Origin of the sequence: Actinoplanes sp. NPDC026619 (genome assembly GCF_040638295.1) — a bacterium.
Classification (GTDB): Bacteria; Actinomycetota; Actinomycetes; order Mycobacteriales; family Micromonosporaceae; genus Actinoplanes.
Genome location: NZ_JBEZYA010000017.1, coordinates 221,129 through 247,437, shown reverse-complemented (window position 1 = coordinate 247,437; position 26,309 = coordinate 221,129). Strand labels below are relative to the sequence as shown.

The following is a 26,309-nucleotide window of genomic DNA, read 5'->3' as shown; positions in this document are numbered from 1 at the left end:
TTTCTGTTTGCGCGTTAAAGGCCCTGCGGCTGGCTGAACGTGCCGTCCGCGTTCGGGAGGTACTCGGTCACCGCCACCACCGCATCGGGCGGCAGCGTGGCGTACAGGTGCGGGAAGAGCTTGCCGTCGGGGTGCGGCGGATCGCCCTCCTCCCAGATCAACGGGACCGGCAGGCGGGACTCGTCGATGTGCAGCAGGATCAGGTCGGTGCGGCCGCGGAAGAGCGCCGTCGCCGGCAGGTGCACCTGTTCGGCCGTGGAGCAGTGAATGAAGCCTTGGGTGGCGAGCGTGTCGCCTTCGTAGACGCCCGCCGCGACCGCTTCGTCCCACGCGGCCCGCGGGCAGATGTGCAGAATCAACCCTTCTCCAAATATTCGGCGCGTTCCTCGTCGACCAGCGCCGCCACCGAAGCGGCCAGCGCCGGGTATTTCGTCAGATCGGGATCGTCACCGATCAGCTCGGTGGCCTCGGCCCGCGCCGCGGTGATCAGCTTGCTGTCCTGCAACAGCGACAGCAGGCGCAGGTGCGAGTGCCGGCCAGACTGCGAGGCGCCCAGCACGTCGCCCTCCCGGCGCTGCTCCAGGTCGATCTCGGAAAGCCGGAAACCGTCCGTCGTGGAGGCCACCGCGTCCAGCCGCTCGCGGGCGGCCGTGCCCTCCACCGACTCGGTGACCAGCAGACAGATGCCCGGCGCCGAACCCCGGCCGACCCGCCCCCGCAGCTGGTGCAGCTGGGAAACGCCGAACCGGTCCGCGTCCATAATGATCATGACGGTGGAGTTGGGCACATCGACTCCGACCTCGATCACCGTGGTGGCGACCAGCACGTCCAGGTCGCCCTTCGCGAAGGAGCGCATCACCGAGTCCTTCTCGTCGGCCGGCAGCTTGCCGTGCAGCACCCCGATCCGCAGGCCACGCAGCGGGCCCTCGGCGAGCAGCGGGGCCACCTCGGTCACCGCCAGCGGCGGGCGCCGGGCCGGTTCGTTGTCGCCCGGCGGTTCCTCCTCCTCGGCTCCGTCGGCGGCGCCGATGCGCGGGCAGACGACGTACGCCTGGTGGCCGGCCTTGACCTCCTCGCGCAGCCGCTGCCAGGCCCGGTCGAGGAAGGCCGGCCGCTCCGGCGGCACCACGTGCGACGCGATCGGCGAGCGGCCCCGCGGCAGCTGCGACAGGGTGGACGTCTCGAGATCGCCGTAGACCGTCATCGCGACCGTGCGCGGGATCGGCGTCGCCGTCATCACCAGGACGTGCGGCGGGACCGACGCCTTGGCGCGCAGCGCGTCCCGCTGCTCCACGCCGAACCGGTGCTGCTCGTCGACCACCACCAGGCCGAGATCGTGGAAGTCGACCCCTTCGTAAAGCAACGCATGGGTGCCGATCACGATGCCGGCCGTGCCGTCCGCCGCCTTGGCCACCGCCGCCCGCCGGGCCGCCGCGCCGAGTGAACCGGTGACCAGGGTGAGCTGGGTGCCGTTCGGGTCGCCGTCGATCTCACCGGCCCGGCCGAGCGCGCCCAACTGGTCGCTGATGCCCCGGAAGTGCTGGGTGGCGAGCACCTCGGTCGGCGCGAGCAACGCCGCCTGGCCGCCCGAGTCGACCACCTGGAGCATCGCGCGCACCGAGACCAGCGTCTTGCCCGAGCCGACCTCGCCCTGCAGCAGCCGGTGCATCGGGTGCGGTTTCGCCAGGTCGGCCGCGATCTCTTCGCCGACCTCCCGCTGACCCTCGGTCAACTCGTAGGGCAGGCCGGCGTCGAACTTCGCCAGGATGCCACCCTCGACGCGCGGCCGGGCGTGGCCCGGCGTGCCGGCCGAGCGGGCCCGGCGCTGCGCGAGCGTGAGCTGGACGGCGAAAGCCTCGTCCCACTTCAGCCGGTATTTCGCGGTGAACAGCGCCTCTTTCGAGGTGGGCCGGTGGATCTCGTGCAGGGCCATGCCGATGCCGACCAGGTTGCGGTTGGCGCGGACCGCGCCCGGCAGTGGGTCGGCGGGCGGCTCGAACGTGTCGAGGACCGTGCGCACACACTTGGCGATCACCCAGGTCGGCACGGCCTGGGCGGCCGGATAGACCGGGATCAGCGCGCCCGCGAACTCCTCGATCTCCTCGGCCGCCTCGTCCTGGGTGGCGTCGGCCCGCAACAATTGGTAGGCCGGGCCGTTGAGCTGCCGCTTGCCCCGGAAATCGGTGACCTTGCCGGCGAACAGCCCCCACCGGCCGCGCTTGAGGTCGCGCTCACGCCACGCCTGGTTGAAGAACGTGCAGGTCAGCGTCGCGCCCGAGCCGTCCCCGATGGTGATCTCGAGCATGTTGCCCTTGCGGGCGCGCATCGGTTTCACGCTCACCGACTGCACCTGGGCCAGCAGCGTGACCTGCTCGCCGATCTGCAGGTCGCGCAGGTCGGTGTGTTCGCCGCGCTCGTCGTAGCGGCGCGGGAAGTGGTAGATCAGGTCGCCGGCGGTGTGCAGCTCGAGGTGGTCGGCAAGCGCTTTCGCGGTCTTCTCGCCGAGCACCTTGCCCAGCGGCGTGGTGGTCGTCGTCGGTGCGACTGTCTCGGTCGGCTCGCTCATTCCACTCCTACTAGCAGGTGGTAGCGGGGCTGGCCGCCGGCATAACACTGCAGCTCGACGAACGGCCAGGTCTGCGTGACGTGGCCGCGCAGCGTCTCCTCCAGGGCGAGCGGGGCGTCGGCGCCGAGCACCAGGGTCGTCAGCTCGCCGCCGCCGCCGAGCATCCGGTCGAGCAGGCGGCGGCTCACATCTTCCAGATCGGCGCCGATCACGTGTACCTCGCCGTCGACCAGGCCGAGCAGGTCGCCGGCCCGGCACGGCCCGGCCACCGTGAGCGAATCGCGCTGGGCGGTGCAGACCTCGCCGTAGCGGCAGGCGCCGGCCGCCTCGGCCATCGCGATGACGTCGTCGCTGAACGGCCGCCCGGCGTCTCGCACCGCCAGCGCCGCCAGCGCCTGCACCGGCGAGCGGGTCGGCACCACGCTCACCCGCACCCCCGAGCCCTCCGCCTCCCGGGCGGCGGCGATGGCCACCGCGTGGGTGCTGGCGTCGTTGGGCAGCAGCACCACACAGCCGGCCCGGGTCGCCGCGATCGCCTTGACCATCTCCCGGGTCGACGGGTTCCGGTCGACCACGGTGGCGCCCTCGTGCTCGAACAGCGCGGTCAGGCCGTCGCCCGCCGCGACCACGACCGCGCCGCGCCGCCGGGGCACCGGCCGCTCCTCGGCGGCGGGCTCGTGCGTGCCCCCCGTCTCCACCGGCCCCGTTTTCGCCGGCCCCGGCTCCACCAGCCCGGCCGTCAGCGGTGTGACGCTGATCCGGTGCGGCCGCCCCGCTGCCACACCGGCCTCGACGGCCGCGCCGATCGACTCAGCCGGCACGTGGACGTGCACGTTCCAGGTGCCGTCGCCCGACCCGACCACGACGAGTGAATCTCCCAGCCGGTCGAGCGCCCGGCGCAACTCCCCGACCGCCGCCTCCGGCGCGTCGAGCAGGTATTGCACCTCGAAACCGAGGCCCGCGTCGGCCTTCGCCGTCAGGTCGCGCACGCTCTCTCCCTCGTCGGCAGGCGGGGCGACCAGGACGGCCGGGCTGCTCAAGCCCACCGGGTCGGCCCCGGCGTCGGCCGGGGTCAGGGCCTCGACCAAGGCGTCCAGCAGCAGGCACAGGCCTCGGCCGCCGGCGTCGACCACGCCCGCTCGGGCGAGGATGGGAAGTTGCTGCGGGGTGCGGGCCAGGGCCTCGGAGGCGGCCATCGCGGCCGCTCGGGCCACCGCCAGCAGGTCGTCGGACTTGATGCGGCCGGCGCCCTCGGCGGCGGCAGCCACCACCGACAGGACCGTGCCCTCGACCGGGCGGGCCACCGCCGCATAGGCCGCCTCGGAGGCCGAGCGCAGCGCCCGGGCCAGCTCGCCGCCGCGCACGGCCACCGCGGTGGACATGCTGTCGGCCATGCCGCGAAGAATCTGCGAGACGATCACGCCGGAGTTGCCCCGGGCGCCCAGCAGCGCTCCCCGGGCCATCCGGCGCAGTGCCCGGCCCAGCTCGCGGTCGGCCGGGCGCGCTTGGAGGACCTCGCCGGTCAGGACCTCGTCAAGCGCCTGCTGGGCCGACGTCAAGGTGAGGACCAGGTTGGTGCCGGTGTCTCCGTCGGGGACGGGATAGACGTTCAGCTCGTCGATTTCGTGTTGGTGCGCGCGGAGCGCTTCCAGCCCACCACCGCACCAGCGGTGGACCGCGGCGGCGTCGAGGGTCTCCAGCACGCGAAAATCGTACTAACGTCCCCTGACATTCTTGGGAGACCGCACCCTGAGCCGGGGCGATTGGCTGTAGGGGGGACCCATCGGGTAACCTTGCCGGGTTGCCCGGGCGAGTCTCGCTGGGTGCCTTCAAGTCTCTCGTATCAACCCAGGAGTATCCCGTGGCTAGCGTTTGCGACGTCTGTGGCAAGGGGCCGGGCTTCGGCCACAACGTGTCCCACTCGCACCGGCGGACCAACCGCCGCTGGAACCCGAACATCCAGTCGGTGCGCACTCCCGCTGGTGGCGGCACGACCAAGAAGCTCAAGGTCTGCACCTCGTGCATCAAGGCCGGCAAGGTCGTGCGCGCCTGATTTAGGCGCTCAAAGACACATCAGCCGCCGGGCCATTGGCCCGGCGGCTCTTTGTGTGTGCGGTCAGAGCTTTTTGGCGTACGACAGGACGCCGCTCTCGCCCGCGTAGTAGCCGAAGTCGGCGATCCGCAGGTAGCCGGCCGACTCGTACAGGCTGATCGCCTCGGGCTGCCGGTCGCCGGTCTCCAGGATCAACCGGGCGCAGCCGGCCTGCCGGGCCGAGTCCTCGATCGTGGCGAGCATCCGCCGGCCCAGCCCCTGGCCACGGGTCGACTTCGCGGTGAACATCCGCTTCAGCTCGGCGTCGTCGCCGTGCCGCCGCCACCCGGCGCAGCCCACCAGACCGGAGCCGTCCTCGGCCACGAAGAACGCGCCCTTCGGCGCGGTGAAGTCGTCGTCGGCGATCGGGGTGTCGTCGCCACTGCCGCCATACCGTTCGGACAGCTCGTCGAGGACGTCGACGAGCAGGGCGCGGACCGCCGGCTCGCCGAAATCCGCCTTCTTGATCTTGATCTCGCGCACGCCCAAAAGACTAATCAGCGGAAGTGGTCCCAGCCCATGGCCCCGGACCAGGGCTTGCTGTCGACCGTGATACCGGAGCCGTCGTACACCCGGCCGATCTCGCGCCAGCCCTCGGGCAGGGGCACGCCGGGTGGGAACGTCGCGGTGAGCGCGTGGTCCTCGCCCCCGGCGAGCAGCCAGTGGAACGGGTCGACGCCGAGTGCCGCCGCCGCGTCGCGCATCTGGTCGGGCACCGTGAACGCGTCGGTGCGCACGTCGATGGCGGCGAGACTCGCGGTGGCGATGTGACCGAGGTCCTGCAGGAGGCCGTCCGAGACGTCGATCATCGCGGTGGCGCCGTGCTGGGCCGCGAGCGGTCCGGCGGCATACGGCACCTCGGGCCGGCGGTACGCCTCGACCAGCGCTTTCGGCGTACGGAATCCTCGGGAAAGAATGGTGTAGCCGGCCGCGGCGTGCCCCGTACGCCCGGCCAGAGCGACGATGTCGCCCGGCTGCGCCCCGCCACGCACCACCGGAGGCCGACCGCCCAGGTCGCCCAGCGCCGTGACCGCGATGGTGAGGGTCGGGCTCGACGACATGTCCCCGCCCACGACGCTCGCCCCGATCAGCGCGGCCTCGGCCGACAGGCCGGAGGCGAGCTCCTCGGCCCAGGAGGCGTCCAGGTCAGGAGGCGCGCAGAACGCCACCAGCAGCGCGGTCGGCGTGGCCCCCATCGCGGCGATGTCGGCCAGGTTGGCGGCGGCGGCGCGATGGCCGATGTCGGTGGCGGTGCACCAGTCGCGGCGGAAGTGGCGACCCTCGACGAGCACGTCGGTGGAGGCCACCACCCGGCCGTCGGGGGCGGCGACGACAGCTCCGTCGTCGCCCGGTCCGAGCAAAACCTGGGGCCCAGTTTCGAGCCGTGCGACGACCCGGGAGATCAACCCGAACTCGCCGATGTCGGCAATGCTCACGTAAGCAGCCTTTCCGTGCCGGTGGCGCCGCGCAGCCGCGTGGATTCTTACGGTAGTTTCACGTTCGAGTTACGGCTGGCGGCGGATGGGAGCGGATCGTGGTCCAGGCATACATCCTGATCCAAACAGAGGTCGGAAAGGCCCATGACGTGGCCGCCGCGATCGGCAAAATCCCCGGAGTCATTCGGGTGGATGCCGTCACGGGGCCGTATGACGTGGTCGTTCTGGCCGAGGCACACACGGTCGACGACCTGGGCGGGCTGATTGTGAGCCAGGTCCAGAACGTCTCGGGCATCATGCGGACCCTCACCTGCTCCGTGGTAAACCTCTGAGCATGGTCGACGTAGAGACACCGCCCGAGCGGAAGACGCCGGACGCGACGACGCGGAATGCCGCCATCTGGGCGACCGCGATCGCCGTGCCGGTCGCGCTGCTGGCGGGTCTCGTCGCGTTCTGGAAGGTCGCGCCGCACGACGCGGAGGTCAAGGCGGCCCCGTCGGCGACCGTGCAGGCGTCGGCGCCGTCGACGCCGGTGCAGATGGTCGCGCCCCGGCTGGACGCCGCGACGACCCAGGTCTGCCTCGCGGTGACGTCACAACTGCCGGTGGCGGTGCGCGACCTGCCGGCCCGTAAGGTCAGTGCCGGCCCGGAGCAGAACGCCGCCTACGGCGAGCCGCCGATCACGGTGGCCTGCGGGATCACCCAGCCGACGATGTGCGAGCGGGTGGACGGCGGGCACGCCGGCTGCGTTCCGCTGGACGCCACGATGTACAAGATGAACGGCGTCTGCTGGTGGGGCGCCGACGGCCCGGCGGCCGACGTGTTCACCACCATGGACCGTGCGGTCGCGGTGCAGGTGACGGTGCCGGGCAGCTATCAGCAGACGGCGCAGTGGGCGAACGAGTTCTCCGACGCCGTGGTCAAGACCGTGAAGTCGACCACGAAGGGTGTCCCGTCGGGCTGCACTCAGTAGCTGAGCCGGCTTTAGTGCAGCCCGGTCCCCCGGCGTAGCGCCGTGCGGATCAGCCGGTCGACGACCTTGGGGTATTCCAGGCCGGTGGCCGCCCACATCAGCGGGAACATCGAGGTCGGCGTCATGCCGGGCATCGTGTTGATCTCGTTGAGGTAGATCTGGTGGTCGGCCGTGACGAAGAAGTCGACCCGGGCCAGGCCGGCGCAGTCGAGCGCGGTGAACGTGCGCCGGGCGTACTCCTGAACCTGCGCGGTCACGACGGGCGGCAGCTCGGCCGGGATGTCGTAACGGCTGCCCTCGAGGTATTTCGTCTCGAAGTCGTACCAGTCGCTGTCACCGACGTGGATCTCGGCGAGCAGCGACGACTCGGGCGCACCACCGGCCTCGCCCTCGAGCACCCCGCACTCGATCTCGCGGCCCACGATCGCGGCCTCGACCAGCACCTTCGGGTCGATCTGCCGGGCGGTGGCGACGGCCGTGTCGAGGTCGGCCCAGTCGGTCACCTTGGTGATGCCGTGCGACGAGCCGGCCCGCGACGGCTTCACGAAGACCGGCAGGCCCAACCGCTCCTTGTCCGCCTCGGACAGCTCGGCCCCGGCCCGGAGCACCGCGTAGGGCCCGACCGGGATGCCCTCGACGATCGCCAGCTTCTTGGTGAATTCCTTGTCCATGGCCGCGGCGCTGGCGAACACGTTCGCGCCCACGTACGGAATTCCGGCCATCTCGAGCATGCCCTGGATGGTGCCGTCCTCGCCGTAGGCGCCGTGCAGCACCGGGAAGACCACGTCGACGCCGGCCAGCGAGGAGAGACCCTCGCCCGGCTCGCGCACGATCAGCTCGGTGGCGGTCGGGTCGGCGGCGAGCACCACGGCGTTGCCGCTGGCGGCGGTGATCTCGGGCAGCCGCCGGTCGGTGATGGCCAGATCGGCCGGGTCGCCGGCGGGCAGGACCCAGGCACCGTCGCGGGTGATGCCGACCGGGACCGCCTCGTACTGGTCGGGGTCGAGCGCGCCGAGGATGCTCCCGGCGCTCACGCACGAGATGCCGTGCTCGGTGCTACGACCACCGAACACGATCGCGACGCGGGTTTTCCGAGGAGTCGTCACTTTTCTCGCTGCTTCCTGCTAGCGGGCATGCCGGGGGTGACCCTACTCTGCGTAAGCCACTCACGGGATCACCCGGCCGCCGCCACGGGACGAGGGAACTGCGGGTCAATGAAAGCATCACTCCATGTGATCGCCGGACGGGGTTCCGGCCAGCTGGCGACGATTGCGCACCCCCGCGCGGACGGCTGGGAGGCCGACGAGCTGAGCGCTCTCGCCGACACCGGCGTCACCGTGCTCGTGTCCGCGCTGACCGCGATCGAGCAGCAGCGGATGGGCCTGGCCGGCACCGCGTCGACCGCCGCCGCGCTCGGTGTGGACTTCGTCGCATTCCCCGCCGCCGACGCGGGCGCCCTGCGCGAGGAGGCGGCTCGGGTCGTGGTCCTGGCCAGCCGGCTGGCCGCCCATGTGCAGTCCGGCCGGTTCGTGGCGACGCAGTGCTTCGGCGGGGTCGGCCGGTCCACGCTACTGGCCTGCACGACGCTGGTGCTTCTCGGCATCGCGCCGGGCGAGGCCCTGCGCCGGGTCGCCGGCGGCTCGGAGATGCCGGTCACCCGAGATTGGCTGTACGAGCTGAGCGTCCACCGCACTGCCCATCTCCAGCACTAGACCTGCGGCGCCGGCCGCGCCAACTGGGCCGACAGCCAGTCGAAGGCCGGGCCCTCCATCTGCCGCCAGACCGCGTGGCTGTGGCCGCCCCGCGGGACGACCGCGGTGACCACCGTCAGCGGGGGCTTCGCCAGCTCGGCAACACGGCGGGAGCCGTCGCGGGCGTCGACGTCGTCGTCGGCCCAGCCGATCCACAGCGCCGCCGCCGGGATCGGCAGGTGGGTCAGCCGCCAGGCGATGTTGTTGGTGGTCTTCTCACTGTGGTCGCCGACCTTGATGCCCGGGTCGGCGTAACCGGACAGGCTCGCCGCCGCGGTGTATTGGTCCGGGTGCCTGAGCAGCAGGTTCATCGCGCAGAACGCGCCTGCCGAATAGCCGGTCAACGCCCAGGCCGCGCGGTCGCGGCGCACCCGCAGGTGAGCGCGGGCCCAGTCCGGAACATCCCGGGTCAGGTACGTCTCGGACCGCGGCCCACCGGCCATGTCGGTGCACTCGGTGTCGAGCAGCCGGTTCGGCGTCTGGAACGGCAGCAGCACCACGGTCGGCGCCATCCGCCCGGCCGCGATCTCCTGGTCGAGCCGGCCGACGATGTCGAGCCGCTTGATCCAGGACTGCGGCGTGCCCGGGTAGCCGTGCAGCGCCTCGATCACCGGGAAGTCGAGCCCCCTGCCGTCCGGCGCGAAATAAGCCGCGGGCAGGTAGACGCTCATCGGCATGTCCATGCCGCTGGCCGGGCCGGGCACCTGATAGGTCACGAGGCGGCCTTTGCCCGGCAACGCCGGGGAGGCGCCAGCCAGCAGGCCGGTCGGCGGCGGGGGCCGGTCCTCGTCGCCGGTGAGCGCACTCCAGCTGGGGTACGTCTCGGTGAGACGGTTGACCTCGATCGCCGCCGTCGACGCGACGCCGACGACTACCAGGACGATCAGACCGGTCCGGCCGAGCACCCGGGTGCGATCCCAGAACAACGCCGTCCCGACGGTGAACGCCAGCACGACGAGCAGCCCCAGGACCAGCGTCCACGTTCCGTCGATGCTCACCACGAAGACCCGAGCGAGGAAGAACCGAACGCCGAAGAACCGAGCGACGGAGACCCGAGCGACGGAGAACCGAGCGACCGGGACCCCGGCGACGGAGACCCGAGTGACGGAGACCCCGGCGACGAAGGCCTCAGCGGGGCAGCGAGCGACGGCAGGTTCTCCGGGGCGGCGAGGGGCGCGGGCAGGTCGCGGTCGGCTTGGGCAAACGCGGCCGGGGCGTGTCCGGCGATGACCGGCGGATGCCCCGGCCACCCGTGCGCCAGCCCCATCCACTCCGGGTCGGCCAGGATCGCCATCCGGCCGGTGACTCGGGCATCCTCGCCGAGGCTTTCGGGCAGAGTCGACAGGGCGCTTGCGGCCGTCTCGACGGACGGATGCACGACGACGGTGACCGCTCCGGCGGCGGCTGGCACATCAGTCGCCGCGGTCAGCACCACGACGATCGGGAAGGTTCGGTCGGCCTGCGACGCGTATTCCGCCGGCACGATCAGGCGCGGCGCGCCGGCGAGATGCCAGGCCTCGGCAGCCGGCGGCGACCAGGCGACCGCGCCGTGCGAGTCGAGCGTGTCATCGAGCCGGCCGGCCCGCGCGGAGGCGACCTCGACGACATTCGGCCCGCCGCCCAGCGCCTGCCAGGACGGGTAGAAGCTGTCCTCGCGGTTGACGATCAGTCCGACGCCCGCCACCACCAGCACCTCGATCGCGACCAGCCCGGCGACGCGCACCAGCACCCGGGACCGGCCGGCGGGCCGCCACCAGCGCACGGTGGCGACCACCGCGGCGATCGCCAGGGCCCAGGTGAGAAGGATCAGTGGCAGGCCGGTCAGACTCACGCGGCCGGCCCGGCAACAGCTGCGGGTGGCGCGGGTGGCGCCGGCGGCGCGGGTGGCGCCGGCGGCGCGGGTGGCGCGGGTGGCGCGGGCCGGGCGCCCAGCGGCAGGAACGACTCGGCGCTGAGCGCGGCGACCGCGATGCGTGGCAGGTCGCGGGCCGACGGGAAGCACAGGAAGCGCGGCTGCCAGGCGGGCTGGTATTTCGCGTTGGCCCGGTAGAGCGACTCGATCTGCCACATCCGCGAGGCCGACCGCAGGACGCCGCACCAGAGCCGGGTGACCGGCCCGGCGCCCAGTTCCTCGGCGCGGGCGAACACCGACCGCAGCACCGCGAAGTTCAGCGAGATGCGCTCGACACCGGCCTCGGCCGCCGCCTCGATCGCCGAGACGATCATCAGTTCGGTGAGGCCGTTCGGGGCGGTGCGGTCGCCGCGCATGAGGTCGAGCGACAGTCCACGCCGGCCCCACGGCACGAACTGCAGCAGACCGCGCAGGGCGCCCTCCTCGTCGCGGCAGAGCACGAGCAGGCACTCGCCGTCGTCCGGGTCGCCGATGCGGGACAACGCCATCGAGAAGCCACGCTCGACCTTGCCGTCGCGCAACGTGTCGGCGCAGGCCACCGCCTCGGCGAGCGCCTCCGGAGCGAGATCGCGCTGCCGGACGACCTGGCACGAGTAACCGGAGCGGCGCATCCGGCCGACCGCCTGCCGGACCCCGCGCATCGACCGGCCCTGCAGCGAGAACTCGGCGACGTCGACGATCGCCTCGTCACCCAGCTCGATGACGTCGAGGCCGAATTTCTGGTAGGCACGGCCGCCGGCGGTGCCGCAGGCCAGCACGGCCGGCGTCCACCCGTGCCGGGCGCAGTCGGCCAGCCATCGGCCGATGGCGCGGGGCCACTCGGAGGGCAGGCCGAGCGGGTCGCCCGAGGCCAGGCTGACGCCGTTGACCACGCGGTAGGCCACCGCGGCCCGGCCGGACGGCGCCCAGACGAGCTGCTTGTCGCTGCGCAACGCGAAGTATCCGAGCGAGTCGGCGTCACCGCCGCGGTCGAGCATCTCGCGCAACCGGGCGTGGTCGTCGTCCTCGTCGGCCCGGCGCCGGCCGCTGCTCGGGCGCAGCAGCAGGAGCCCGCCGAGACCGCAGCCCAGCAGTCCGAACGCGCCGGTGGTGACCGTCACGGTCAGCGAGCCGAGTGGGTATTGGAAGCGGACCGGGCCGGTGACCCCGATGAGGCCGAGGGCGGCGTGCGCGGCCCAGCTCAGCACGCCGGGACGGCCGTCGAGCCGATTGACCCGCACGGCGATCTCGGCGAAGCCGAGCACGAAGCCGGCGCCGAGGAACGTCGCGCAGGCCCGGGCCGCCCGCCAGCGGTTGCGCGGGTCGCCGTCGGCGGTGAACTCGTCGCGTTTGGCCACCAGCAGCGCGGCGATCACGCCGGCGAAGACGGTCGGCGCCAGGCCGCCTTTGACCAGGTGCAGCGCGATGCCGACGAGAGACAGCACGAGCGCGAGCTGCCAGGCCCGGCGCTTGCCGCGGCGCAGGCCGGCGCCCAGGTAGATCAGGAGGACACCGACCACGCCGGTGGCGACCCGGGCGGTGAGCATTCCGGCGGTCGGCACCATGTCGGCGAGCAACGCGAACTGGTGGTGGCGCGGCGCCAGGACGCAGAACACGGCGTCGATCAGACCCACGAACTGGACCAGCCGCGCCACCGTGCGCCGCGACGATGGTGGCCGCACCCACCGGGCGAGCCCTTCCGTCTCCTCGTCGCGGCTTTCCCCGGACACGTTCACCACCGACCTTGACAGCTGCCCCGTCGACATCTCTGTGCGTTTCCTTTCGGTTCCCTGTGAAGCAGCATGGCTTGCCGATGCAAGACACGGCCAAGGCGATCCTGCGCGGTGGTGACGCCGCGGACCATCCGCCCTTGGTCAGGGATGTGGGCGCACGACCCGGCCATTCAGCCGAGGCGAGCCGGGCTCGGGTTACCCGCTCGTGCGTCTTATCGGGACGTCGCTGATCACCCGGTGGAACGCCCATCCGGCGAGCGCCGTGGCCAGCAGGGAGAGCGCCAGCGCCGCGAGAAAGGGCAGGTGGGCCCTCGCGTTGCCGAACTCGTCGACGCCGAGCAGGCTGTCGGCCACCGCCAGCGGCACCGCGCCGCCGAGCATCACGACCAGGCCGATCCACGGCCGCCAGCGGTAGAAGCCGGCTGCGATCAGGGCGCCGGAGATCAGGTATCCCAGCGCCTCGGGCAACACCTGACCGAACTCGCCGAGCAGACCGGTCGCCGACAGAGTCGGATAACCGACGCCGCGCCGGCCGGCCGCGCCGAGCACCAGGCTCTCCAGGCCGTGGCCGAGCACCACGACCGCGGCGAAGCCGGCCGCGACGATCAGGCCGAAGACCGCGAACCCGGCGAGGAACTCGTGGCGGGTGGCGCCGTTCGCCACGAACTGGCGCAGCTGCATGACGACGAGCATGATGCCGACGACCAGCAGCCAATATTTTGCGGCGTTGCCGGCCAGCACCAGCCACATGCTGAAACCGAGGTGGCCGGCGCCGTAGACGATCAGGGCGGTCACGATCAGGTCGAAGGTGACGAGGATCGCCGCGAACGGGATGATGATCGGCCGGTAGACCCGGAACAGAGCGCGGTAGACGCTCATCGGACGGCCTCCAGCCGCTGCGACGGTGACGTGAGATGGACGAAGAGGTCCTGGATGCCGACCGGGCCGAAGGTGAGCCCGGCCGCCTCGCCGCGAGCCACGTCGGCCGGCTCGGGCCGCCAGTCGAGCGTCACCGCGCGCACGCCACCGAGGCTCTGCTCGCCGAGCACGGTGCGCCCGCCGGCGAAGGCGTCAACCGCCGCAACCGGACCGGTCACGGTGATGCCGCGGCCGCGCAACTCGTCGGTCTCCTCGTGCAGCAGCACCCGCCCCCGGTCGAGGATGACGACCCGCTCGAACAGGTCGGCGACCTCCTCGATGAGGTGGGTGGACAGGATGACCGTGCGCGGGTGGGCGAGGTAGTCGGCGAGCAGCTCGCGGTAGAAGTTGCCGCGGGCGACCGCGTCCATGCCCAGGTATGTCTCGTCGAGAATGGTCAGCGGCGCCCGGGCGGCGAGGCCGAGCACCACGCCGAGCGCGGACCGCTGACCCCGGGAAAGCGCCGAGATGCGCTTGCGCGGGTCGAGCTCGAACAGATCGGTCAGGCGGGCCGCGTAGTCGGCGTCCCAGCCCGGGCGCATCCAGCCGGCGAAGCGGAGCACCGCGCGGGTCCGGTCGGAGTCGTTGGCGTCGATGGTGTCGCGGATGAAGCAGGTCTGCCGCATCACGGCCGGGTTCTCGAAGGCGTCGGCGCCGTCGAACCGGACCGTGCCGGCACTCGGGCGACGGTAGGACGCGAGGACGCTGAGCAGGCTGGTCTTGCCCGAGCCGTTGCGCCCGAGCAGGCCGTAGATCTTGCCGGTCGGCAGATCGAGGCTCACGTTGTCGACGGCGACCGTCGAGCCGTACCGCACCGTCACGTCGCGCAACTCGATCATCGCGCGCCGCCCAGATGCCTGATGATCTCGTCGACGCCGATGCCGACGCGTTTCGCCTCGGCCAGCATCGGGTCGACCACCTCGGTGAAGAACCGCTCGCGCCGGCCGGCCCGCAGTTTTTCCCGCGCGTCGGGGCTGACGAACATGCCGATCCCGCGCCTCTTGTAGAGCACACCCTCCTCGACCAGTTGGGCGAAGCCCTTGGCCGCGGTGGCCGGATTGATCCGGTAGAACGCCGCGTATTGGTTGGTGGACATGACCTGCTCGTCCTCCTTGAGGGTGCCGCTCAAGACGTCGTTCTTGATGCCGTCGGCGATCTGCAGATAGATCGGGCTGCGGTCGTCGAACACCGGAGCCTCCCTAGTTCTGCGGTTCATTACTCATGCAACGAACCATAGAACCAACGCGCAAGAAGACGCAAGGCCAGAAACACGTCAGGCGGCGAAGGACTGCGGCAGCACCCCGGAGTCCCACAACTGATCGAGGTGCGCGAGGAAGCCGACCAGGCTGCGCTCCAGCTCGCGCCGCTCGGCGGTGCTCAGCAGAGCCAGCGGGTCGGAGAAGATCAGGCCGGCCGGGTGCTTGGCCCGGGTCCCGACGAACTTGCGGCAGGCGGCGCACCAGACGTAACTGACCAGCGTCGGGCGGCGGGCATTCACCGGGCTGTTCACGTACGCCCGGAGCCGGCGCTCGCCGCACGCGGGACAGACCCGCTCCCCCGGCGCCACGAAGAAGCTCTCGCCCTGCGTCAGCGCCGCGACCTCGTCGCCGGAGAAGGAGAAGCTGTCCATGCCGGGCACGCTACCGAAGAGGGGCGTCAGGCCTCGTGGAGCGCCGCCGTGAGGTCCGCCAGAAGATCCGCGGTGTCCTCGATGCCGCAGGACAGCCGCACGAACCCGGGCGCGGTGTCGTCGCCCCACTGCGCCCGCCGGTCGGCCGAGGTGTGCACCCCGCCGAACGAGGTCGCCGCGAAGACCAGGGACGCCGCGGTCAGGAAGCGCGCCACCCGCTCGGCCGAGCCCAGGTCGAACGAGACGACGCCGGGAATGCGCCGCATCTGGGCCCGCGCCACCGCGTAGGACGGGTCGGACTCGAGCCCCGGCCAGCGCACCCCGGTCACGTCGGGCCGGGCGGCGAGCAGCGCGGCGATCGCGGCCGCGTTGGCGGTCTGCCGGCCCAGTCGCAGGTCGAGGGTGGCGATCGAGCGGTGCGCCAGCCAGCAGTCGAACGCGCCCGGCACCGCGCCGGTCTGCTTGCGCCAGGTCTCCACCTTGCCGAGCAGCGCGTCGTCGTTGCTGGACACGTAACCCAGCAGGACGTCGGAGTGGCCGGTCAGCGCCTTGGTGCCGGAGGCGACCACGACGTCGGCGCCGAGGGCGAGCGGGTTCTGCCCGAGCGGCGTGGCGGTGGTGTTGTCGACGGCCACGATGGCCCCCGCCTCGTGGGCGAGAGCGGCCAGGGCCTTGATGTCGCAGACGTCCAGGCCGGGGTTGGCGGGCGACTCGAGCAGCACAAGCCGTACACCCGAAAAGTTTGGATATGGACCGACGGTCGGCACCAAAATTACAAAAACGCCCAGCTCGCGAAGGGTTCCCTCGGCGAAGGCGCGGACCGTGAAGTATCCGTCGGCGGGCAGCGCCACCGTGTCGCCGGGGCGCAGCACCGAGAGCAGCAGCGCGGTGATCGCCGCCTGCCCGCTCGCGAAGACCAGCGTCGGGCCGCCCTCCAGCTGCCCGATCGCCGACTCCAGCGCGCGCCGGGTGGGGTGCTGGGTACGGGCATAGTCGTTCTCGCCGGGGCCGGCGGCCGGGTCGAGGTGGAACGGCGCGGCGAAGACCGGTCCGGGCAGGAACGGCTCGCCGACGGAAGGCTTCTCGGGCAGTCCCGCGTGCACGGACCTGGTTCCGTCGGAGTGGCTCATTCCGGCTTGATCTCCCGTCCCATCAACATGCGGACCGCGACGCGCGGGTCGGCGCCCTCGTGGCAGACCCGCTCGACCTGTTCGGTGATCGGCATCTCGACGCCGGCCGACCGGGCCAGGTCGCGGATCGCCAGGCAGCTCTTCACGCCCTCGGCGGTCTGCCGGGCGGCCTTCTGCGCCTCTTCGAGCGTCTTGCCCCGGCCCAGCTGCTCGCCGAACGTGCGGTTGCGGGACAGCGGCGACGAACAGGTGGCGACGAGGTCGCCCAGACCGGCCAGGCCGGCGAAGGTGAGCGGGTCGGCGCCGAGCGCCACGCCGAGCCGGGCGGTCTCGGCGAGCCCCCGGGTGATCAGCGAGGCCCGGGTGTTGTCGCCCAGGCCCATCGCGATGGTCATGCCGTAGGCGAGCGCGATGACGTTCTTCACGGCGCCACCCATCTCGCAGCCGATCACATCCTCGCTCGTGTAGGGCCGAATGTAGGGCAGCGCGATGGCCTGCTGGACGGCCCGGCAACGGGCCGGGTCGGTGCCGGCCACCACGGTCGCCGCGGGCTGCTCGGCGGCGATCTCCGGGGCCAGGTTGGGGCCGGAGACGACCACGACCCGGTCGGCGTCGACGCGCGCGGTCTCCACGATGACCTGGCTCATCCGCTTGGTGGTGCCGAGCTCGATGCCCTTCATCAGCGAGACCAGGGTCGCGTCGGGCGCGAAGTGGCCGGCCCACTCGGCGAGGTTGCCGCGCAACGTCTGGGACGGCACCGCGATGGCGATCAGCGACGAGCCGTCGAGCGCCTCGGCGAGGTCGCTGGTGGCGTCGATCTCCTTGGGCAGCTTGATCGAGGGCAGTGCGCCCTCGTTGACGTGCCCCTCCCGGATCTCGGCGGCGACCGACTCGCGCCGGGCCCAGATGGTCACGTCGCTGCCCGCCTCGGCCAGCATCTTGGCGAAGGCGGTGCCCCAGGCGCCGGAACCGAGAACAGTGGCGCGGCCCATCAGGCACCAGCTCGCTTGCTCGGGCGCTCATAGAGGCCGGCCGGCTCCGGCTCGTCGCGCAGACCGGCCACCAGGTGCTGGATCTCGAGCATGATGTGCTCGGTCATCTGGTCGAGGATGCTCCGGCTGGGCGCCGCGCCCATCCACGCGGAGAGGTCGATCGGCTTGCCGGCGGTGACGGTCACCGGGGTGCGCGGTCGCAGGCTCAACCGGTTGGTACGCGGGTCGAAGATCCGCTCAGCTCCCCAGTTCGCCACCGGCACCACGGGCGCGCCGGTGACCAGCGCCAGCCGGGCCGCGCCGGTCTTGCCCCGCATCGGCCACAGGTTCGGGTCTTTCGTGGTGGTGCCCTCCGGATAGATCACCACCACGCCGCCCTGGTGCAGGGCGTCGATCAGGACGTCGAGCGACTTCACCGCTTCCACACTGCCGCGTTCGACCGGGATCTGCTGGACCTTGCGCAGGAACGGGCCCATCACCGGCACCCGCCACAGGCTCGCCTTGCCGAGGAAGCGTGGCCAGCGACCGGCGCCGAAAATGTAGTAACCCACCACCAGTGGGTCGAAGTGCGACACATGGTTGGGCACGATGATGACGCCGCCGGTCCGCGGGATGTTCTCCATCCCGGTCCAGGCCCGCTTGGTCCAGACCTTCAGCACCGGGATGCACAACCCAGCCGCGAACCGCCGCCAGAATCCCAGCTTGCGCCGAGCCACGGCCCCTCCTGCCTTATCCGCGGCGTGTCCCCACCGCGGTTCCCCATACCTCGGACGAATCATGCCTGCTCGCGGGCCGCGGGACCAGGCAGGGGTCGGCAGCGGGGCCGCTGGCAGACTTGGACCATGGTGCGCGACTGGACGGCGGTGATCCCCGTCAAGCGGCTGAGTGCGGCGAAGAGCCGGCTGCGTGGCGCGGTGCCCGCCCCCCGGCACGGTGAGCTGGCGCTGGCGATGGTCCGCGACACGGTGTCGGCGGTGCTGGCCGGCACGGCGGTGGCCGAGCTGATCGTGGTGACCGACGACACCGTGGTGGCGGCCGCGGTGGGCGAGCTCGGGGCGAAGGTGGTGCCGGACACACCGGCCGCCGAGCTGAACGCGGCGATGCGGCACGGCGCCGACGAGATCGCCGGGCTCAGCCGGTTCCGTGCGGTGCTCGCCGGGGACCTGCCGGCGCTGCGGCCCGAGCAGCTCGACGAGGCGCTGAGCCTGGTGACGAAGAGAAGTTTCGTGGCCGACGCCGCCGGCACCGGCACCGTCCTGCTGGCGGCCGGGCCGGGCGAGCCGCTCGATCCGCGCTTCGGCCCGGGCTCGGCGGCGGCGCACGCGGCCTCCGGGGCGACCGCGCTGGCCGGTGCGTGGCCGGGCCTGCGGCAAGACGTCGACACCCCGGCTGACCTGCGCCAGGTGCTCGCTCTGGGGGCCGGTCGGCACACCTGTGAGCTGTTGCGTGATCTCGGACTCACGGTGAGCTGCGTCCCCGCCGCCTGAACCCGGTAGCGTTCAGGGCATGCAGGGCACCATCGCGACCTTCGACCCCGCGACCCGCAGCGGCACCCTTCTCCTCGACACCGGTGATGAGCTGGCCTTTGATTCGGCTGCCTTCGACCGGTCAGGTTTGCGGCTGCTGCGTCTGGGGCAGCGAGTCAACATCGACACCGAGCCTACCGGCGCTGTGTCCCGGGTCACCATTCCCGGAATCGGCTGAGTTGATCAAGCGGTAGTTCGTTTCACGTTTCACCAGAACCCGCAATGATGGGGCGATGCAAACCTCGCCCCGGATCCCCGAAACCCGTCGGCGTGGCCCGAACGGCCGCTTCCTTCCCCGAGGCGATGAACTTCTCGGAAGCGATGAACACCTTGCCCGAGGCGATGAACAACTGCCCCGAGGCGATGAGCAACTGCCCAGCCCCGACGACTTGGAGCCCAACGTGACGGAGCCGGCAGGCGACGAGGCATTCGAGACGGACGGCGCTCCCGAGCTGCCCGAGGACCGATTCCTCAACCGCGAGCTGTCCTGGCTCGACTTCAACGCGCGGGTGCTGGCGCTCGCCGAGGACCCGGGCACCCCGCTGCTGGAGCGGGCCAAGTTCCTGGCCATCTTCGCCAGCAACCTGGACGAGTTCTACATGGTCCGGGTCGCCGGGCTGAAGCGACGGCTGAGCGCCGGCCTGCCGATGCGCGGCGGCGACCGCAGCTCGCTGCGCAACCAGCTCGAGATGATCAGCCAGCGGGCCACCGACCTGGTCACCCGGCACGCCGCCTGCTTCGCCGACGAGGTGCGGGCCAAGCTCTCCGCCGAGGGGATCGAGCTGGTCAGCTGGGGCGAGCTCGGCCCGGCCGAACGGGAGCGCCTGCGCACGTACTTCCGGGAGCAGGTCTTCCCGGTGCTGACTCCACTCGCGGTCGACCCGGCGCACCCGTTCCCGTACATCTCCAGCCGGTCCTTGAATTTGGCCGTGGTTCTGCGTGAGCCGGACGGCGGCGCGTCCGAGCTGTTCGCCCGGATCAAGGTGCCGAACAACGTGCCGCGCTTCGTGACGGTGCAGAACGACAGCCGCGGCGTGCGTTTCCTGCCGGTCGAGGAGCTCATCGCGGTCCACCTCGACCAGCTGTTCTCCGGCATGCAGATCCAGGAGTGGCATCTGTTCCGGGTGACCCGCAACGCCGAGCTGGAAGTCGACGAGGACCGCGACGAAGACCTGCTGCAGGCGCTCGAGCGCGAGCTCGCGCAGCGCCGGCTCGGCCCGCCGGTGCGCCTCGAGGTGGCCGCCTCGATCAGCGACCACGTGCTCGACACCCTGGTCCGCGAGCTCGACATGGACAGCCAGGGCGTGCTCCGGGTGCCCGGCCTGCTCGACCTGTCGTCGCTGTGGCAGGTGTTCGGCGAGTGCGATCGCGACGACCTGAAGGACCGCCCGTTCGTGCCGGCCACCCACCCGCAGCTGGCCGACGGCGAGGTGCCGCGCAGCGTGTTCAACCGGCTGCGGGAGAGCGACATCCTGGTCCACCACCCGTACCACTCGTTCTCGACGAGCGTGCAGCGCTTCATCGAGCAGGCCGCCGCCGACCCGAACGTGCTGGCTATCAAGCAGACGCTGTACCGCACCAGCGGCGACTCCCCGATAGTGGACGCGCTGGTCGACGCGGCCGCCGCCGGCAAGCAGGTGGTCGTGCTGGTCGAGGTGAAGGCGCGCTTCGACGAGGTGGCCAACATCGCCTGGGCGCGCACCCTGGAACGGGCCGGCTGCCATGTCGTCTACGGCCTGGTCGGCCTGAAAACCCACTGCAAAACGGCTTTGGTGGTACGCCAGGAGGGCAACCAGATCCGGCGGTACTGCCACATCGGCACGGGCAACTACCACCCCAAAACCGCCCGGCTGTATGAGGATTTCGGCATGCTGACCGCCGATCCCGAGGTGGGCGCGGACGTCACCGACCTGTTCAACGTGCTCACCGGGTACAGCCGGCAGCGGTCGTTCCGCCGTCTGCTGGTGGCGCCGCACGGCGTGCGCTCCGGCCTGATCGAGCGGATCGAGCAGCAGGCCGAGATCGCGCGGGCGGGCGGCGAGTCGCTGGTCCAGTTCAAGGTGAACTCGCTGGTCGACGAGGAGACGATCGACGCGCTCTACCGCGCCTCGCAGGTCGGCGTGAAGGTCGACCTGATCATCCGGGGGATGTGCGCGCTGCGCCCCGGCGTTCCCGGCCTCTCCGACAACATCCGCGTTCGCTCGATCGTCGGCCGGTTCCTGGAGCACTCCCGGGTGTTCCGGTTCGGCCCCGGCGAGGACGCCGAATATTGGATCGGCTCGGCCGACCTGATGCACCGCAACCTGGACCGCCGGGTCGAGGCTCTGGTCCGGGTGACGCTGCCGTCGGCCCAGCGCGACCTGTGCCGGGTCCTCGAGCTGTCGATGAGCGACCAGAGCGAGGGCTGGGACCTGGCCGGCGACGGCACCTGGCACCGCCGCCCGCTCAGCGCCTCGGAGCCGCACCTGCACCTGCAGGAAGCCCTCCTGCGCCGGATCATCGGCAAGACCGCCTGATGCCCGATCTGGAACTGGCCGCGGGCGGTGTTCTCTACCGGGAGAGCGGCGAGATCTGTCTCGTCCACCGGCCCCGCTACGACGACTGGGCGCTGCCCAAGGGCAAGCTGGACGACGGCGAGCACCCGCTGGCCGCCGCGGTCCGCGAGGTGACCGAGGAGACCGGCTGCGCCGGTGTGCCGCAGCTGCGGTTGCCGACCGTCTCCTACGACCTGCCCAGCGGAAAGCCCAAGACGGTCGACTACTGGCTGATGCGGGCGGCCGGCGACGGCCCGGTGCAGGACACGGCCGAGGTCGACGAACTGGTCTGGCTGCCCCTGGCCGAGGCCCGCGAACGAGTCAGTTACGCCGACGAGCGCGAGGTGCTCGACCACGTCGCGAAGCTGCCGCCGGTGACCGCGGTGGCCGGGCTGGTGCGGCACGCGCACGCCGGTGAGCGCAAGGCGTGGAAGGGCAACGACGCGCTGCGGCCGATCGACGAGCAGGGCCGCGCCGACGCCGAGCGGATCGGCGCCGTGCTGGCGCTGCTCAAGCCGGAACGGCTCATCGCGGCCACCCCGTTGCGCTGCAAGCAGACCCTCGAGCCGCTCGCCGCGCTGCTGGGCGGCGTGCCGATCGTGCAGGACGGCGCGTTCGCCGAGCCGGCCGACCCGGACGAGGCGCCGGCCAAGGCGAAACTGGGCGCCCAGCGCCTGCTCGAGCTGCGCCCGGGCAGCGTGCCGGTAATCTGCAGCCAGGGCAAGGTGATGCCGACGATGCTGGCCACCCTGCACGACGAGGCCGACCCGGCGCCCTACAAGACGGCCAAGGGTGAAGCCTGGCTGCTCACCTGGTCCGGGGACCGGCTGCTGGACGCGTCTCGGCTGTGACCGCGCGGCGGGCGGGCACGGTGTCGGCCCGCCACAGGCCGAGGTGGTCGCCGGTGAGCCAGCGGGCCCGGGTCAGTTCGTCCGGGCGGGGCTCCCAGTCCCGGAACGGCAGGTACGCCACCCGCCAACTGAGCACGCAGGTGAGGTAGATGCCGTACAGCGGGATCGCGCCCAGCCAGCCGTCCCGTGCCCGGTAGGACACCGCCGGCGCCAGCACCCGCACGGCGAGGCCGCACCAGGCGCAGGTGACCAGCCAGTCGAGCAATCCGTTGCCGGTCCAGTCCTCGGCGAGGTTGCCGAGCGTCCATCCCGGCACGACGGCGACCGCGAACAGCAGGGCGGCGATCAGCGACCGGCTGACCAGCCCCCGTGGCATCGCTCGGTGCTCCATGCCCGGACCGTAGGCGTCGGGGCCGTCCCGCGCTCGGACACACGAAAGGCGTCCACCGATCGGGTGGACGCCTTTCGCTGCGTTCTAGGTGCCGGTCAGCGGGTCTTGCGCGTAGTGGCCGTGGCCCGCGAACGGGCCGGCGTGCTGGCTGCTGCCGACGTGGTCTTGCGGGCGGTGGTCTTCTTGGCCGCCGCCGTCGTCTTGGTCGCGGTGGCCGTCTTCTTGGCCGGCGCGGCCTTGGTCGCCGCGGTCTTCTTGGCCGCGGTGGCGGTGGTTGCCTTGGTGGCCGGCGCCGTCTTGGTGGCGGCCTTCTTGGCGGGCGCGGTCTTGGTGGCGGTGGCCGTCTTCTTGGCCGGTGCCACCTTGGTCGCCGCGGTCTTCTTGGCCGCGGTGGCCTTGGTCGCGGTGGTCGCCTTGGTGGCCGGCGCCGCCTTGGTGGCGGCGGCCTTGGTGGCGGTCGCCTTCGTAGCCGTCGCCTTGGTGGCGGTGGCCTTGGTGGTGGTGGCCGCCTTCTTGGCCGGTGCCGCCTTCGAAGCGGGTGCCGCCTTCGAAGCGGGCGCCGCCTTAGAAGCCGGCGCCGCCTTGGCCGCTGTCGCCGTGGCCTTCTTCGCGGGGGCGGCCGCCTTGGCGGCCTTTCCGCTGGCGACCATGTCCCGGAAAGCGGTGCCGGGCCGGAACGCGGGCACCGATGTCTTCTTCACTTTCACCGCTTCGCCGGTCCTCGGATTGCGCGCGGTACGCGCATTACGAACCCGCTTCTCGAAAGACCCGAACCCGGTGATCGCGACCTTGTCGCCCTTGGTGACGGCGTTCTCGACTTCGCTGATGACCGCGTCCAGTGCGGCCGTCGCCGTCTTCCGGTCTCCGAGTCGGGCGGCGAGCGCCTCGATGAGCTCGGCCTTGTTCACGGTTTTCCTCCCAAGCGAAACAACTGGCCCAATGCGAGCCATTCTGCGCGCACCGTATGCCCTCTGACCAGCAGACACAAACATTCGTGGCAAAAAAACCCTTGTGTTGCAACGAATTCGCCCTCACCGGGGACCCGGTGAGGGCGAAATTCCGTGAGGAGACAGCGAATTGCGCCTAGGCAACGACCGGTTTGAAGTTGGGTCGTTGCTTCTCGTACGCCGTGATCGATTCCTCGTGGCGCAGCGTCAGTCCGATGTCGTCGAGGCCTTCCATGAGGCGCCAGCGACTGAAATCGTCGATCGGGAAGGACCAGGAAGCGTCGTCCACGCGCACCTGACGAGAGCCCAGGTCCACCGTGATCTCTTTATCCGGCTCGCTGTCGGCCAGGTCCCAGATGGCCTCGATGGCCTTCTGGTCGAGCTGGACCGGCAGCAGGCCCTCCTTGAGGGCGTTGCCACGGAAGATGTCGCCGAACCGGGAGGCGATGACCACCTTGAAGCCCCAGTCCCGCAGCGCCCAGACCGCGTGCTGGCGGGACGAGCCGGTGCCGAAGTTGGGGCCGGCCACCAGGATCGTGGCCCCGGCGTGGGCCGGATTGTGCAGCACGAACGTCGGGTCCTCGCGCCAGGCGCTGAACAGGCCGTCCTCGAAGCCGGTCCGGGTGACCCGCTTCAGGTAGACGGCGGGGATGATCTGGTCGGTGTCCACATCAGAACGGCGCAGCGGCATGACCTTGCCGCTGTGGGTCACAAATTTGTCCATCGTGAAACTCCAGTCACAGGCCGGCGGAGGACAGGTCGGCGGGGGCGGCCAGGCGGCCCACCACGGCGGTAGCGGCGGCGACCTGCGGGGAGACCAGGTGCGTACGCCCGCCCTTGCCCTGCCGGCCCTCGAAGTTGCGGTTGGACGTCGAGGCGGCGCGCTGGCCGGGGCTGAGCGTGTCGGGGTTCATGCCGAGACACATCGAACAGCCGGCGAAGCGCCACTCGGCCCCAGCCTCGGTGAAGACCTTGTCGAGGCCCTCGGCCTCGGCCGCCTCACGCACCTGGTAGGAGCCCGGGACGATCATCATCCGGACGTCGTCGTGCACCTTGTGGCCGCGCAGCACGTCGGCCGCGGCGCGCAGGTCCTCGAGCCGGCCGTTGGTGCAGGAGCCGACGAAGACCACGTCGACCGGGACCTCCCGGAACGGGGTGCCGGGCGCCAGGTCCATGTATGCCAGGGCCCGGCGGGCGGCGTTGCGGTCGGTCTCCTCGATGAACTCGTCGGGGTCGGGCACCACGCTGTCCAGCGCCGCGCCCTGGCCCGGGTTCGTGCCCCAGGTGATGAACGGGCTGACCGCGGAGGCATCCAGGATGATCTCGGTGTCGAACTCGGCGTCCTCATCGGTGGCGAGGGTCTGCCAGTACGCCACGGCGTCGTCCCACGCCTGGCCCTGGGGCGCACGCTCGCGGCCCTTCAGGTAGGCGAAAGTGGTCTCGTCCGGCGCGATCATGCCGGCCTTGGCGCCCCACTCGATGCTCATGTTGCAGATGGTCATCCGGCCCTCCATGGAGAGCTTGCGGATGGCCTCGCCGCGGTATTCGACGATGTGGCCGTTGCCGCCGCCGGTGCCGGTCTGCGTGATGAGCGCGAGGATCAGGTCTTTCGCGGAGACGCCGGGCTGCAGCTCGCCGACCACGGTCACGGCCATCGTCTTGGGCTTGGCCTGCGGCAGCGTCTGGGTGGCGAGCACGTGCTCGACCTCGCTGGTGCCGATGCCGAAGGCCAGCGCGCCGAACGCGCCGTGGGTGGCGGTGTGCGAGTCACCACAGACGATCGTGAGGCCGGGCTGGGTCAGGCCGAGCTGCGGGCCGATCACGTGCACGATGCCCTGGTTGACGTCGCCGAGCGGGCGGATCTCCACGCCGAACTCGGCGCAGTTCTTGCGCAGCGTCTCGATCTGCGTGCGGGACACCGTGTCGACGATCGTGAAGAGCTCGCCGCGCTTGGCGTTGAACGAGGGATCGTCATACCCGGTCGGGGTGTTGTGATCCTCGGTCGCCAGCGTCAAATCGGTGCGTCGAACCGGGCGCCCGGCCAGCCGGAGGCCGTCGAAGGCCTGCGGGCTCGTCACCTCGTGCAGCAGGTGCAGGTCGATGAAGAGCAGATCGGGCTCACCGTCGGCGGAGCGGACGACGTGGTCGTCCCACACTTTTTCCGCCAAGACCCTCGGCTTCGGAGTGACTCCCACCATCTGGACATCCTAAATTCTGGGAGGTATGTTTCGGCTTGTGGGACACAGTATGAGCGGTGTCGGCGTTCTCGACAAGGCGGTAGTCATCCTGGCGGCGTGTGTCGACGGCGCCAGTCTGGCCGAACTCGTCGACCGAACGAAGCTTCCCCGGGCGACTGCACATCGCCTGGCCCAGGCCCTGGAGATCCACCGGATGCTGGTCCGGGACACCCAGGGGCGCTGGCGTCCGGGCCCCCGTCTGGGCGAGCTGGCGAACGCCGCGCCGGACGTTCTGCTGACCGCCGCCGAGCCCCTGCTTTCCGCATTGCGGGACGCGACCGGGGAGAGCGCGCAGCTTTACCTGCGCCGTGCCGACGAGCGTATCTGTGTTGCCGCCGCGGAACGAGCGAGTGGCCTTCGTGACACCGTGCCGGTCGGTTCGGTGCTGCCGATGACCGCCGGCTCCGCCGCCCAGATCCTGCTCGCCTGGGAACCGCCCGAGGCGGTCATGCCGCTGCTGCCCCGCTGCAAGTTCACCGGCCGCACGCTCGCCGAGGTGCGCCGCCGCGGCTGGGCGCAGAGCGTCGCCGAGCGCGAGCCCGGTGTGGCCAGCGTCTCCGCGCCGATCCGCGACCGCACCGGGCGGGTGATCGCCTCAATTTCAATAAGCGGTCCGATCGAACGCCTCGGCCGCCGCCCCGGAGAGCGGCACGCGATGGCCGTCGTCCGCGCCGGACAACGACTTTCCGGGCTGTGACCACGTAACAACCG

The 26,309-nt window shown here is 71.3% G+C and carries 30 protein-coding genes; 9 read left to right on the top strand and 21 right to left on the bottom strand.

Annotation, left to right across the window (positions count from 1 at the left end):
* Positions 1-14 precede the first annotated feature (14 nt).
* The 3 genes from AB0E90_RS32795 to AB0E90_RS32785 are packed head-to-tail and all read right to left on the bottom strand — an operon-like array spanning position 15 to position 4,269.
* Complete coding sequence (locus AB0E90_RS32795) at positions 15-359, bottom strand: DUF952 domain-containing protein (protein ID WP_360414661.1); 345 nt, start codon at positions 357-359, stop codon at positions 15-17.
* Positions 356-2,566 (bottom strand): ATP-dependent DNA helicase RecG, encoded by a 2,211-nt coding sequence (recG, locus tag AB0E90_RS32790; protein ID WP_360414659.1) that lies wholly within the window; start codon positions 2,564-2,566, stop codon positions 356-358. The genes AB0E90_RS32795 and recG overlap by 4 nt, the downstream gene beginning before the upstream one ends.
* On the bottom strand, positions 2,563-4,269 hold the full coding sequence (locus tag AB0E90_RS32785; RefSeq protein ID WP_360414657.1) for a DAK2 domain-containing protein: 1,707 nt from the start codon (positions 4,267-4,269) through the stop codon (positions 2,563-2,565). Before AB0E90_RS32785 ends, recG begins: the two co-directional genes overlap by 4 nt.
* A 158-nt stretch (positions 4,270-4,427) precedes the next feature.
* On the opposite strand from AB0E90_RS32785, the gene rpmB reads away from it, so the two are divergent.
* Positions 4,428-4,619, top strand: coding sequence for a 50S ribosomal protein L28 (gene rpmB, locus AB0E90_RS32780; RefSeq protein ID WP_026207002.1), 192 nt, complete (start codon positions 4,428-4,430; stop codon positions 4,617-4,619).
* 63 nt (positions 4,620-4,682) lie between these two features.
* Here the strand turns inward: rpmB and AB0E90_RS32775 are convergent, their stop codons facing one another.
* Together AB0E90_RS32775 and AB0E90_RS32770 are read right to left on the bottom strand one after the other, a co-directional pair.
* Positions 4,683-5,141, bottom strand: coding sequence for a GNAT family N-acetyltransferase (locus AB0E90_RS32775; protein WP_360414655.1), 459 nt, complete (start codon positions 5,139-5,141; stop codon positions 4,683-4,685).
* 14 nt (positions 5,142-5,155) lie between these two features.
* A complete protein-coding gene (locus AB0E90_RS32770) occupies positions 5,156-6,094 on the bottom strand; it encodes a thiamine-phosphate kinase (protein ID WP_360414653.1) in 939 nt (312 codons plus the stop codon).
* Between the two features lie 98 nt (positions 6,095-6,192).
* Here AB0E90_RS32770 and AB0E90_RS32765 point away from each other — a divergent pair, with 98 nt between their 5' ends.
* Both AB0E90_RS32765 and AB0E90_RS32760 read left to right on the top strand, forming a co-directional pair.
* A complete protein-coding gene (locus tag AB0E90_RS32765; RefSeq protein WP_360414651.1) occupies positions 6,193-6,426 on the top strand; it encodes an Lrp/AsnC ligand binding domain-containing protein in 234 nt (77 codons plus the stop codon).
* Between the two features lie 2 nt (positions 6,427-6,428).
* Positions 6,429-7,067 (top strand): DUF3515 family protein, encoded by a 639-nt coding sequence (locus tag AB0E90_RS32760; protein ID WP_360414649.1) that lies wholly within the window; start codon positions 6,429-6,431, stop codon positions 7,065-7,067.
* Between the two features lie 11 nt (positions 7,068-7,078).
* On the opposite strand, the gene AB0E90_RS32755 is transcribed toward AB0E90_RS32760, so the two are convergent.
* Entirely contained in the window at positions 7,079-8,173 is a 1,095-nt protein-coding gene (locus tag AB0E90_RS32755) for a D-alanine--D-alanine ligase family protein (RefSeq protein WP_360414647.1), read from the bottom strand.
* A gap of 126 nt (positions 8,174-8,299) precedes the next feature.
* Here AB0E90_RS32755 and AB0E90_RS32750 point away from each other — a divergent pair, with 126 nt between their 5' ends.
* Positions 8,300-8,779, top strand: a complete 480-nt coding sequence (locus AB0E90_RS32750) for a hypothetical protein (RefSeq protein WP_360414645.1) — start codon at positions 8,300-8,302, stop codon at positions 8,777-8,779.
* Here AB0E90_RS32750 and AB0E90_RS32745 read toward each other — a convergent pair.
* From AB0E90_RS32745 to AB0E90_RS32700, 10 genes are all read right to left on the bottom strand, one after another.
* Positions 8,776-9,816, bottom strand: a complete 1,041-nt coding sequence (locus AB0E90_RS32745) for an alpha/beta hydrolase-fold protein (protein ID WP_360414643.1) — start codon at positions 9,814-9,816, stop codon at positions 8,776-8,778. The two genes, AB0E90_RS32750 and AB0E90_RS32745, sit on opposite strands and share 4 nt — an antisense overlap.
* Positions 9,813-10,649, bottom strand: coding sequence for a hypothetical protein (locus AB0E90_RS32740; protein WP_360414641.1), 837 nt, complete (start codon positions 10,647-10,649; stop codon positions 9,813-9,815). Before AB0E90_RS32740 ends, AB0E90_RS32745 begins: the two co-directional genes overlap by 4 nt.
* Positions 10,646-12,439: a phosphatidylglycerol lysyltransferase domain-containing protein gene (locus AB0E90_RS32735; RefSeq protein ID WP_360414639.1), complete on the bottom strand. Its 1,794-nt coding sequence runs from the start codon at positions 12,437-12,439 to the stop codon at positions 10,646-10,648. Before AB0E90_RS32735 ends, AB0E90_RS32740 begins: the two co-directional genes overlap by 4 nt.
* 198 nt (positions 12,440-12,637) lie before the next feature.
* A complete protein-coding gene (locus AB0E90_RS32730; RefSeq protein WP_360414637.1) occupies positions 12,638-13,321 on the bottom strand; it encodes a hypothetical protein in 684 nt (227 codons plus the stop codon).
* Positions 13,318-14,199: an ABC transporter ATP-binding protein gene (locus AB0E90_RS32725; RefSeq protein WP_360414635.1), complete on the bottom strand. Its 882-nt coding sequence runs from the start codon at positions 14,197-14,199 to the stop codon at positions 13,318-13,320. The genes AB0E90_RS32730 and AB0E90_RS32725 overlap by 4 nt, the downstream gene beginning before the upstream one ends.
* Positions 14,196-14,549 carry a GntR family transcriptional regulator gene (locus AB0E90_RS32720; RefSeq protein ID WP_360414633.1) on the bottom strand — a complete coding sequence of 118 codons (354 nt, stop codon included), beginning with the start codon at positions 14,547-14,549 and terminating at the stop codon, positions 14,196-14,198. The genes AB0E90_RS32725 and AB0E90_RS32720 overlap by 4 nt, the downstream gene beginning before the upstream one ends.
* A gap of 84 nt (positions 14,550-14,633) precedes the next feature.
* On the bottom strand, positions 14,634-14,990 hold the full coding sequence (locus AB0E90_RS32715) for a hypothetical protein (RefSeq protein WP_360414631.1): 357 nt from the start codon (positions 14,988-14,990) through the stop codon (positions 14,634-14,636).
* 26 nt (positions 14,991-15,016) lie between these two features.
* Entirely contained in the window at positions 15,017-16,120 is a 1,104-nt protein-coding gene (locus AB0E90_RS32710; RefSeq protein WP_360414629.1) for a cystathionine gamma-lyase, read from the bottom strand.
* Positions 16,117-17,112: an NAD(P)H-dependent glycerol-3-phosphate dehydrogenase gene (locus AB0E90_RS32705; protein ID WP_360414628.1), complete on the bottom strand. Its 996-nt coding sequence runs from the start codon at positions 17,110-17,112 to the stop codon at positions 16,117-16,119. The genes AB0E90_RS32710 and AB0E90_RS32705 overlap by 4 nt, the downstream gene beginning before the upstream one ends.
* Positions 17,112-17,828 (bottom strand): lysophospholipid acyltransferase family protein, encoded by a 717-nt coding sequence (locus AB0E90_RS32700; protein WP_360414626.1) that lies wholly within the window; start codon positions 17,826-17,828, stop codon positions 17,112-17,114. Before AB0E90_RS32700 ends, AB0E90_RS32705 begins: the two co-directional genes overlap by 1 nt.
* Before the next feature lie 126 nt (positions 17,829-17,954).
* Here AB0E90_RS32700 and cofC point away from each other — a divergent pair, with 126 nt between their 5' ends.
* Together cofC and AB0E90_RS32690 are read left to right on the top strand one after the other, a co-directional pair.
* Positions 17,955-18,599: a 2-phospho-L-lactate guanylyltransferase gene (cofC, locus tag AB0E90_RS32695; RefSeq protein WP_360414624.1), complete on the top strand. Its 645-nt coding sequence runs from the start codon at positions 17,955-17,957 to the stop codon at positions 18,597-18,599.
* Between the two features lie 19 nt (positions 18,600-18,618).
* A complete protein-coding gene (locus tag AB0E90_RS32690) occupies positions 18,619-18,816 on the top strand; it encodes a cold-shock protein (RefSeq protein WP_360414622.1) in 198 nt (65 codons plus the stop codon).
* Positions 18,817-18,838: 22 nt separating this feature from the next.
* Here the strand turns inward: AB0E90_RS32690 and AB0E90_RS32685 are convergent, their stop codons facing one another.
* Positions 18,839-19,009 (bottom strand): hypothetical protein, encoded by a 171-nt coding sequence (locus AB0E90_RS32685; RefSeq protein WP_360414620.1) that lies wholly within the window; start codon positions 19,007-19,009, stop codon positions 18,839-18,841.
* Positions 19,010-19,039: 30 nt separating this feature from the next.
* Here AB0E90_RS32685 and AB0E90_RS32680 point away from each other — a divergent pair, with 30 nt between their 5' ends.
* Positions 19,040-21,154, top strand: coding sequence for an RNA degradosome polyphosphate kinase (locus tag AB0E90_RS32680; protein WP_360414618.1), 2,115 nt, complete (start codon positions 19,040-19,042; stop codon positions 21,152-21,154).
* Positions 21,154-22,023, top strand: a complete 870-nt coding sequence (locus tag AB0E90_RS32675; RefSeq protein WP_360414616.1) for an NUDIX hydrolase — start codon at positions 21,154-21,156, stop codon at positions 22,021-22,023. Before AB0E90_RS32680 ends, AB0E90_RS32675 begins: the two co-directional genes overlap by 1 nt.
* Here the strand turns inward: AB0E90_RS32675 and AB0E90_RS32670 are convergent.
* The 4 genes from AB0E90_RS32670 to leuC form a co-directional block, all read right to left on the bottom strand.
* The gene (locus AB0E90_RS32670) at positions 21,980-22,414 is read right to left on the bottom strand and encodes a hypothetical protein (RefSeq protein WP_360414614.1); all 435 of its coding nucleotides are present in this window, start codon (positions 22,412-22,414) and stop codon (positions 21,980-21,982) included. The genes AB0E90_RS32675 and AB0E90_RS32670 overlap by 44 nt on opposite strands.
* A gap of 95 nt (positions 22,415-22,509) precedes the next feature.
* Positions 22,510-23,322, bottom strand: a complete 813-nt coding sequence (locus AB0E90_RS32665; RefSeq protein ID WP_360414612.1) for an HU family DNA-binding protein — start codon at positions 23,320-23,322, stop codon at positions 22,510-22,512.
* Positions 23,323-23,497: 175 nt separating this feature from the next.
* Positions 23,498-24,085 (bottom strand): 3-isopropylmalate dehydratase small subunit, encoded by a 588-nt coding sequence (leuD, locus tag AB0E90_RS32660; RefSeq protein WP_360414610.1) that lies wholly within the window; start codon positions 24,083-24,085, stop codon positions 23,498-23,500.
* 13 nt (positions 24,086-24,098) lie between these two features.
* On the bottom strand, positions 24,099-25,559 hold the full coding sequence (leuC, locus tag AB0E90_RS32655; protein WP_360414608.1) for a 3-isopropylmalate dehydratase large subunit: 1,461 nt from the start codon (positions 25,557-25,559) through the stop codon (positions 24,099-24,101).
* A gap of 49 nt (positions 25,560-25,608) precedes the next feature.
* Here leuC and AB0E90_RS32650 point away from each other — a divergent pair, with 49 nt between their 5' ends.
* The gene (locus AB0E90_RS32650) at positions 25,609-26,295 is read left to right on the top strand and encodes an IclR family transcriptional regulator (protein WP_203724414.1); all 687 of its coding nucleotides are present in this window, start codon (positions 25,609-25,611) and stop codon (positions 26,293-26,295) included.
* Positions 26,296-26,309 lie beyond the last annotated feature (14 nt).

Bases quoted from the DNA above. Each gene is read 5' to 3' on its own strand.
- AB0E90_RS32690 (WP_360414622.1), top strand. From the start codon at position 18,619: ATGCAGGGCACCATCGCGACCTTCGACCCCGCGACCCGCAGCGGCACC.
- recG (WP_360414659.1), bottom strand. From the start codon at position 2,566: ATGAGCGAGCCGACCGAGACAGTCGCACCGACGACGACCACCACGCCG.
- AB0E90_RS32675 (WP_360414616.1), top strand. From the start codon at position 21,154: ATGCCCGATCTGGAACTGGCCGCGGGCGGTGTTCTCTACCGGGAGAGC.
- AB0E90_RS32715 (WP_360414631.1), bottom strand. From the start codon at position 14,990: ATGGACAGCTTCTCCTTCTCCGGCGACGAGGTCGCGGCGCTGACGCAG.
- cofC (WP_360414624.1), top strand. From the start codon at position 17,955: ATGGTGCGCGACTGGACGGCGGTGATCCCCGTCAAGCGGCTGAGTGCG.
- AB0E90_RS32670 (WP_360414614.1), bottom strand. From the start codon at position 22,414: ATGGAGCACCGAGCGATGCCACGGGGGCTGGTCAGCCGGTCGCTGATC.
- AB0E90_RS32730 (WP_360414637.1), bottom strand. From the start codon at position 13,321: ATGAGCGTCTACCGCGCTCTGTTCCGGGTCTACCGGCCGATCATCATC.
- AB0E90_RS32725 (WP_360414635.1), bottom strand. From the start codon at position 14,199: ATGATCGAGTTGCGCGACGTGACGGTGCGGTACGGCTCGACGGTCGCC.
- leuC (WP_360414608.1), bottom strand. From the start codon at position 25,559: ATGGTGGGAGTCACTCCGAAGCCGAGGGTCTTGGCGGAAAAAGTGTGG.
- AB0E90_RS32710 (WP_360414629.1), bottom strand. From the start codon at position 16,120: ATGAGCCACTCCGACGGAACCAGGTCCGTGCACGCGGGACTGCCCGAG.
- leuD (WP_360414610.1), bottom strand. From the start codon at position 24,085: ATGGACAAATTTGTGACCCACAGCGGCAAGGTCATGCCGCTGCGCCGT.
- AB0E90_RS32705 (WP_360414628.1), bottom strand. From the start codon at position 17,112: ATGGGCCGCGCCACTGTTCTCGGTTCCGGCGCCTGGGGCACCGCCTTC.
- AB0E90_RS32650 (WP_203724414.1), top strand. From the start codon at position 25,609: ATGAGCGGTGTCGGCGTTCTCGACAAGGCGGTAGTCATCCTGGCGGCG.
- AB0E90_RS32760 (WP_360414649.1), top strand. From the start codon at position 6,429: ATGGTCGACGTAGAGACACCGCCCGAGCGGAAGACGCCGGACGCGACG.